The organism is Paracoccus aestuariivivens (assembly GCF_009711225.1).
In the GTDB taxonomy this organism is placed as follows: Bacteria; Pseudomonadota; Alphaproteobacteria; order Rhodobacterales; family Rhodobacteraceae; genus Paracoccus; species Paracoccus aestuariivivens.
This window is the reverse complement of sequence record NZ_WMIE01000050.1, coordinates 1-3,774: the sequence shown is the minus strand read 5'-3', so window position 1 is coordinate 3,774 and position 3,774 is coordinate 1. Positions and strand designations below refer to the sequence as shown.

Genomic DNA, 3,774 nt, shown 5'->3' with positions numbered 1-3,774 from the left:
GGCTTCATCGGCGACCGGAAATTGCAGGGTTTCTCGCCAAAGCATACGAAACCCTGCAATTCAAAGCGAATGAAGCCTAAGGTTGATCACCCAAAATCAATGCGTCGGGAGGTGTTCAGAGCGGACACGATAGGCATTGAGGGTGGCAGATCGCCGGATCCACCGTCATCGCCGGGCGCGACATCTCGGTCGTCAGCCGCCGGTCGCGGTTCTTGGTGAAGACCGTCGGTTTTCGGTCCGGGGCGTCGCCCGTTCAGGGCTGAAATCTGTCCACCGGACAGATTTCCGCGCGCCCTTCACCCCGGTCCGGATCATCGATCCGAGGCCGACGAACCAGCGCAACAACAGGTTATACCGCATCTGTTCCATCAGTTGCCGCCGCGAGCGGATCGAAAACAGGATTTGCAGCAGGCTGGCCAGGATCAGACCCTCAGGTGTGATCGAGGGGCGACCGCCCATGGCATAAAATCGGTTGAATTCATCATCGAGGCTGACGGGTGCGTCATTCACCACCTGTTGGATCTTGCGCAACGGATGCCGGGCAGGGATGCGCTGCTCAAGATCAACATAGGAGAAAAGCGAACCGCTCGCCTCGTCCGATCCCCGCATCCACTGTCCCTCTCGTCTTGCAGGAAGCGTGAATCAAGTTTGCATACGGCGTCGCCCCTCGCGACTAGCAGTAACGTGTTAGGGTTATCGCGGCGATTTTCTTTGCAATTTCGCTGCCATTTTTTCATCATGCTGCAAATGCATAGCTGGAGGGGACATGGCCGAGGTTGACAACACAGCCCCGCTCTTGATCAAGCGATACGCAAGCCGTCGGCTTTATAACACCGAGACCAGCGATTACGTTACGCTTGAGGATGTTGCGGCGCTGATCCGCAAGGGGCGGCAGGTGAAAATCGTCGACCTGAAGTCGGGAGATGACCTGACGCGTCAGTACCTGCTGCAAATTATCGCCGAGCATGAAAGCCGGGGCGAGAATGTTCTGCCTATTGATGTGCTGACCGATCTTGTGCGCAGTTATACCACGCAAGCGCAGTCCGTCGTCCCGCAGTTTCTTGCCGCCAGTTTCGAAATGCTACGCGAGGGACAGTCTAAGATCATGGAGAATATGGCGACCTTCCCCAATCCCATGTCCTCGATGCCGGGTTTCGAGGCTCTGCAGCGGCAACAACAGATGTTTCTGCGCGCCATGACGGCGGGTTGGCCCGGCACGAGTGGGCCGGAGCCCGACGACGACGGTGCCCACGCCAGAACCGCGACCTCCCGCAAGCCCGGAGATGCTGCGGATATGGATGAAATCCGTCGACAACTTGCTGAGCTACAGAAGCAAATTTCCAAGCTCTAACGCCTTGCGTAGCCCCGTCTATCACGATAGACGGGCGCTCACGGACAGTTGGCCGAGTGGTCGAAGGCGCACGCCTGGAAAGTGTGTAGGCGGGGAACCGTCTCGAGGGTTCGAATCCCTCACTGTCCGCCATATATCATTGATACTAAATGGATATTTGGCGTTATCGGTCGTTTATCCGCCAATATGCCCGCCATCCCATCAGCGATTGAATGCGACCGACTGCAACAAGATGATTCCGTGGTGTTGATCTCCACTGAGACGTGACCCGGTTGGTGGAAATCAACATCGACACGCTTGCTGGACGATGCGCTGATCTCCGATGAAGTGATCAAGTGACTGCCGCATCTATTAGCGTGGATAGCGAAAACGAGCGTTCAGCTTCCGAGCTGCAATCTTCCTTCCCGGTGTTCACCAGGTGCTCTGATCTCCATTAACTCCTCCACCTGATGCTAGACAACATCCACTATTTCGGGCGCAACAGCACAGTCCGATAGCGGCATTGACTCGCAAAAATCTAACCACCCAAAATTGGCCCCAAGGGGCCAATGCACCACGGCACCCTCCAGCTATATGATAGCGCATGCGCCACGGAGTAGTGGAGTAGAGGGGATCCGACGGGCCGAACCGGGTCTGGAGCCGCTTGACCATAGTAGGCATGGCCCATACCTGCCGGTCGAGCTCGAGTCTCGCCGCTTCGCCGCATTCCCGGTAGTCGCCGCTCAGGCACTGCGCAGCGAAATCCTCAATCGAGTGCCAGCAATTGGACGAAGCATGGGTAATCGGGCGCTCCCCACACTGACGGGGTCGAGCTCAATGTAGACTGCAGATGTTTCTGCATCACAGGAGAGCGCTATGGACCACTATGCCGGACTGGACGTGTCGCTTCGCTCGGTTGCGATCTGCGTCATCGACGCTCAGGGAAAAGTTGTCTTCGAGCGAAGCGTCGCGTTCGAGATCGCGGATATCGTCACCTGTCTTAAAGCCTGCGGGCAGCCTCTGAAGCAGATTGGCTTCGAAGTCGGCGCGATGAGCCAGCACCTTTACCGCGGCCTGAAAGCGGCCGGCTTCGATGTTGTCTGCATGGAGGCGCGGCAGGTGAATGCCGCGCTTTCTGCGATGCGCAACAAGACCGACCGCACCGATGCACGCGGCATCGCGCAGGTCCTGCGCTCCGGCTGGTTCAGCCCGGTCCATATCAAGAGCCGCGAAGCCCATGCGATCCGGGCGCTGCTGACTTGCCGCAAAGCGATTCAGCGCAAGTGCATCGACCTCGCAAACGAGATCCGGGGCCTGTTTCGGGTCTTCGGCCTGCGCCTGCCGCCGCGCCTGGAGCAGGCGGCTTTCGATGATCGCGTTCGGCCAATCATCGTCGCGGATCCTGACCTTGCCCGTGCTCTGCTGCCATTGCTTGATGCTCGCGCGGTGCTCTACCAGACCTATCGCGAACTGGACCGGCGCGTGAAACAGGAAGCGAGCCGGGACGAGGTCTGTCTACGTTTCATGGGTATCCCGGGGGTGGGCCCCGTGGCGGCCCTGACCTTCCGCGCAGCCGTTGACGATCCGGCAAGGTTCAGTCGATCGCGCACTGTGGCGGCCCACTTCGGTCTGACGCCCCGACGCTATCAGTCCGGTGAAACGGATAACCCCGGCCGGATATCGAAGGCCGGGGACCCTGATGTGCGTACCGCGCTCTATTCAGCGGCGAATGCGATGCTGATGCGCGTCGTCTCGGGGTCCGGCATCAAAAGCTGGGGTCTGCGCCTGGTGCGCAGGAAGGGGCGCCGCCGTGCGGTGGTCGCTGTCGCCAGAAAGCTCGCCGTCGTCATGCACCGCATGTGGACCGATGGCACAGAGTTCCGTCGTGATCCTGCGGAGGGCGTCGCATGAGATGACCTCTCTTACCTGATTGCGACGGGATCGTCCTCACCGGACGAGGTCCGTGGATGACGCCGAACATGTCTGCTGCGGCTGGAAACACACCGCGAGACGAAGCAGGGCGCTCCACAGCCAATCCGACACATGCATGCAGCGGCCTTCACATCATCACGGGCCAGTTCAGACTGCGTAGAGAAGCGTGACCCGGATGAGCGACAATATCCCGATGATGAGCATGAAAAAGCAGAGCTTGACCTGATCGCCCGATTAGAGAAGCGGGCATTCGCTGCACCTGCAAAATGTGGCACCGCTGATGCATCCCGGTAATGCTATTATGCCAAAAGCAAATTGAGGGAAGCGCAGGATTGTAACCTTGGCAAAGCTGGACCGGCGACCGTAAGTATCGGCTGCAGCGAGCGGGCAATTGGATTGGCCCGTTCGAGCTAAAACTAACCCCGGATCGCAGCAGCCCCAAGAAGGATGGCGATGGCGCAGGTCCATGAGCCGACGACGCGGACCGCGATGGTCAACCAGTTCCAGCCGGT

General features: G+C 59.1%; 2 protein-coding genes, 1 tRNA gene and 1 pseudogene. 3 read left to right on the top strand and 1 reads right to left on the bottom strand.

Annotated features, from left to right (window positions below; all coding sequences use genetic code 11):
* Positions 1-136: 136 nt before the first annotated feature.
* Positions 137-609 (bottom strand): annotated as a pseudogene (locus GL286_RS23010) (transposase); the annotation flags it as partial.
* A 157-nt stretch (positions 610-766) separates the two neighbouring features.
* On the opposite strand from GL286_RS23010, the gene phaR reads away from it, so the two are divergent.
* The 3 genes from phaR (at position 767) to GL286_RS21930 (ending at position 3,241) form a co-directional block, all read left to right on the top strand.
* The gene (gene phaR, locus GL286_RS21940) at positions 767-1,351 is read left to right on the top strand and encodes a polyhydroxyalkanoate synthesis repressor PhaR (RefSeq protein ID WP_155097685.1); all 585 of its coding nucleotides are present in this window, start codon (positions 767-769) and stop codon (positions 1,349-1,351) included.
* 42 nt (positions 1,352-1,393) lie between these two features.
* Positions 1,394-1,483, top strand: a tRNA-Ser gene (locus GL286_RS21935).
* 723 nt (positions 1,484-2,206) lie between these two features.
* Positions 2,207-3,241 carry an IS110 family RNA-guided transposase gene (locus GL286_RS21930; protein WP_155097684.1) on the top strand — a complete coding sequence of 345 codons (1,035 nt, stop codon included), beginning with the start codon at positions 2,207-2,209 and terminating at the stop codon, positions 3,239-3,241.
* Positions 3,242-3,774 lie beyond the last annotated feature (533 nt).

Bases quoted from the DNA above. Each gene is read 5' to 3' on its own strand.
- phaR (WP_155097685.1), top strand. From the start codon at position 767: ATGGCCGAGGTTGACAACACAGCCCCGCTCTTGATCAAGCGATACGCA.
- GL286_RS21930 (WP_155097684.1), top strand. From the start codon at position 2,207: ATGGACCACTATGCCGGACTGGACGTGTCGCTTCGCTCGGTTGCGATC.